Below are 4,122 nucleotides of genomic sequence, written 5' to 3' on the forward strand. Positions count from 1 at the left end.
CGTCACATCCGTCATTCCCGCGAAAGCGGGAATGACGTGATAAGCAAGCAAATCACCGCTAACTCCGTCCCCCCTTTCGACGAACAACCCAATTATCCTGAGAGTCCACTCGTTCCGCCTGAATACGCGCCAGCAACTCCGATGCAGGCTCGTCATTCGGATCTTGCGGCACCAGTTGGCCGGAAAAGGCTTTTTTCAGGATAGATTGGCGAAGTATTTCGGCTTGTTCTAAGGAGGTAGTGATGGATTGATAGAGTTGATCAATCTCGGAAAACCTTTCTTCAAGGACTTCCATAATTTTCTTTTGCTCATCAGAACAACAGTATGGAACCACTAGATTTTCGAGAGTTTCGAGATTGATGTTCTTTTGAGCGGTTGCAGGTGCATATGCTTCGATTCTTGTTCTTGCAGCTTGAATGAAGAAATCAACATACTCAGGAGCCACTAAATTCCTGAATCCCGAAAAACCAACTACGCTATCCGGGAAGCACCCATCAAAGCCAAGGAAAACGGTTTCGGCAATGTTCGCTGCTATCGTAATGCAAAGTGTTCCTGTTGGCCATAGCTTACTTTGCAGTAATCCAAAGTCACTATAAGTTTGCGTATATTGTCTAATAATTCGTTTGGCTGCTTTAATTTCTCCAGTCTGAATAAATGGATAATTTCCGCCAAAAAGGCTAGGATCATTTCTAGGCCGGTGTTTTGATTTACCTCGACCAAGGTCTCCCAAGTCAGCTAAATAAGAATAAACCCACCCCTCCGGCAATTCAGGCAATTCCGCCAATTCTTCGGCGGTGAGCGGTGGCAGGAGCTTCGGGGCTTTGGGTTTGCTGCTTTGTTTGCCATTGGTTTCCCAGTCGGCGAGTTGTTGCTGGTAGCGTTGTTCGCGTTCTTGTTGGATGCGTTTGAGCAGCACTTCCGCAGGTTCGAGCTTATCCTGATTTTCTTTGCGCCACTGTGCGGTGAGTTTGCCTTCGAAAGCGTGTTTCAGCAGTGCTTGGCGATACACCTTGAGCTGCGCCTGGGTGGTTCTCAGGTTTTCGATGCCCTTATCCAGCTCGGAAAACAGTTCTTCAATTTTGGCGACGATGCGGTGTTGTTCGCTGAGGGGTGGAAGCGTGACGGGTTCATCATAAGCATGACCTCGATTTAATCCAGGAATGGCGGTTGAAGCCTCAAGCTTCCCAAGATTTAAAGAACGTAGAAGGAAATAAGAAAACTTTAAGTAAAGGTTTTTGTTATCTCGAATGTAATAAGTCGTATCAATTGGCCAACAACTGTCCGATGAATAGCTTACTGAACCAGCCGCTCCCTTACGACCAACAATAATTACTGGCCCTTGCACGAGGAACTTGTCGTGCATTCCCACAATCCCACTCGAACCATAGACATAGTAACCACCTGATTCTAAACTTGATTTTTTTATTAGTGATTTCCCGTATTCGAACCTATACAAATCACCAAGACAAGTAGCGACCCAACCAGATGGTATATCATTTTCATCACTACGCATCACCCCACCAACACCTCATTCAATTCATCCAACAACGGTTCCATGCTTGCGCCAAACAACTGATACATTTTCCCCAATCCGCCCTTGTTGTCGAATGGCGCCATCTCAAGCGCGTCACGATCCATATGGATGGATAGGGCGACGTGATCGCGAATCATACGCAGCCACGCCATTTGATCTTCATTGAACTTTTCACCACTGCCCGAGTGATGCTGCATGATCCAGTTCTGGAAGTTGCGGCGCACTACGGCATCATAGTTGGTGAGCTTTTCATCCAAGCCACACACGCGGCGGATCAAGGCGACCAATGCGGTCAACTCGGTGATCGGCTGGCCTTTATAATCATCCAATTGCGCATAGGCGTGCCAGACGCGCGCGGGGGCAAGCTTGGGCTTGTCGGTCTTTAGTTTATCCATGACCTGCTGAATCATTTCATAGGTGACTTCCCTTCTTCGATAGGGCTGGTCGAAGAAAATGGCCAGTGCTTCGATGTTGTCACGGTTGGCTTTGAGGTATTCGGCGAATTCATCCACAAAGGCTTGTGCATTGCTGGCAGCGTCTTTGTCCCATTCGGCGCGAATGAGTGTGTCGATGTTGTCGTGGTCAATGGTTTGTTCCTTGTCGCGGCGGATGCTGTCGATGAGTTCGATCAGATCGCCGTTCAGGATGCTGGCGGCTTCACCCACTAGTTGCTGTTGCGCCTGTTCCCGTTTGGCGTCGCCGGGATCGGTGCCGATCGGTTGTCCTGAGAGTTGCATGGCTTTGGCTTCGATGTTATCGGCATCAATGGCGGCGAATAGTTTGCCCACCAGTTGCGTGAATTCCAGGCCGTTGGCGGCGTCCCGGATGCGCCGCTGGTCATCGGGGTCGAGTTGCTTGTTGAGACGCGCCAAACGTGCGGCGAGCGAACTGACGATATCTTCGTCGGTAGCACCCATCATCACGCTCATCGCCAAATCTTTCAGCGCCACGCTGGGCTTGGTGATCAGCGGTTGGCTGGCGGTCTTGAGCGATTGGGTGACGCCGATGGCATCCACAATGACATAGTGCGTTTTGGCGCTGACCGCGGAGGGGGTGACTTTTTTCAGGTCGTCCTTATCCAGCGTGCGTGTGCCACGTCCTTTCATTTGCTCGAAGTAGTTGCGGCTTTTGACATCACGCATAAACAGCAGGCATTCCAAGGGTTTTACGTCGGTGCCGGTAGCAATCATATCGACGGTGACGGCAATACGCGGGTAATAGTCATTTCGAAAATCTGCCAGCACCGATTTGGGGTCCTCGACAATCTTATAGGTGAGCTTTTTGCAAAAAGCATTACCCTCGCCGAATTCTTCGCGCACGGTCTGGATGATATCGTCCGCGTGGCTATCGGTTTTGGCGAAGATCAGTGTTTTCGGTACTTCCTTACGCCCCGGAAACATTTCTGGCAACTTGTCGCGGAAAGTACGGATCACGGTGCGGATCTGATCCGGGTTAACGATGCTGCGATCGAGCTGGATTGCAGAATAGGCTTCGTCTTCATCCTGCTGCTCCCAACGCCGTTTGCGGGTGAGCCTTTCGCGGCGTTCGACATGCTGTTTTGCGCGGATTTGAGCGCCTTGCTGGGTGACCTGGGTTTCGATGTGATAGATTTCATTGCCGACGTTGACGCCATCGGCCACGGCTTTTTCGTGACTGTAATCGCTCACCACGTTTTTCTTGAAAAAACCATAGGTGCGGTTGTCTGGCGTGGCGGTAAGGCCGATCAGGCTGGCATCGAAGTAATCGAGCACTTGCAGCCACAGATTGTAGATGGAACGATGGCATTCATCGATGAAGATGAAATCAAAGAATTCCGGCGGGATTTTTTGGTTGTACACCACCGGCATCGGTTCCTTAGGCTGCGCCCATTCTGCCGGGTTGGTCTGTTCGATGGATTCATCGAGTTCTTTATCCTTGAGGATGGAGTAGAGTCGCTGGATGGTGCTGATGCAGACCTGGCTGTCGGTGGCCACGAAAGCGGACTTGAGACGCTGCACAGTATAAAGTTCGGTGAATTTGCGGTTATCGTCGAGTGGCACATACGACATCATTTCCTGCTCGGCCTGTTCACCCAGGTTCTTGGTGTCCACCAAAAACAGGATGCGCTTGGCATCAGCAAATTTCAGCAGACGGTACATGGCGGTTATCGCCGTGTAGGTCTTTCCCGCACCCGTTGCCATCTGAATCAGCGCACGTGGGCGATCGGCTTTGAATGATTGTTCCAGATGGGTAATAGCGATTTCCTGACAATCACGCAATTTCAATGTGTTGGCAGGCAAGTGATCCGGATTGAGCAACGGGATATGGTGCAGGCGATCACGCAAGCTGGTGCCTTGTTCGATCCATTCCTTCAGGGTTTCGGGACGGTGGAAATTGAAAACCTCACGTGAACGCGGCTTGGGATCACGCCCATCGGTAAAACGTGTGATGATGCCGGTACTTTCGTACAAGAAAGGAAGCGGCTTGGTGTTGTTGATCCACTTCAGTCGGGCGCTGGCATAGCCTTCCGTCTGCTGTTCCACTTCAGTGATTTTAAGAAGCGGCCTCGCAAATTCGGACAGTCCGATAAGTGGTAATCTTGCTCAACC

The 4,122-nt window shown here is 50.6% G+C and carries 2 protein-coding genes; both read right to left on the bottom strand.

The features are described 5' to 3' along the window. Nucleotides 1-58: 58 nt before the first annotated feature. Nucleotides 59-1,513 carry a restriction endonuclease subunit S gene (locus tag QZV86_RS08600; RefSeq protein ID WP_295626357.1) on the bottom strand — a complete coding sequence of 485 codons (1,455 nt, stop codon included), beginning with the start codon at nucleotides 1,511-1,513 and terminating at the stop codon, nucleotides 59-61. Next, nucleotides 1,513-4,056: a DEAD/DEAH box helicase family protein gene (locus tag QZV86_RS08605; RefSeq protein WP_295626351.1), complete on the bottom strand. Its 2,544-nt coding sequence runs from the start codon at nucleotides 4,054-4,056 to the stop codon at nucleotides 1,513-1,515. The genes QZV86_RS08600 and QZV86_RS08605 overlap by 1 nt, the downstream gene beginning before the upstream one ends. Nucleotides 4,057-4,122 lie beyond the last annotated feature (66 nt).

The organism is uncultured Nitrosomonas sp. (genome assembly GCF_902826915.1).
Classification (GTDB): Bacteria; Pseudomonadota; Gammaproteobacteria; order Burkholderiales; family Nitrosomonadaceae; genus Nitrosomonas.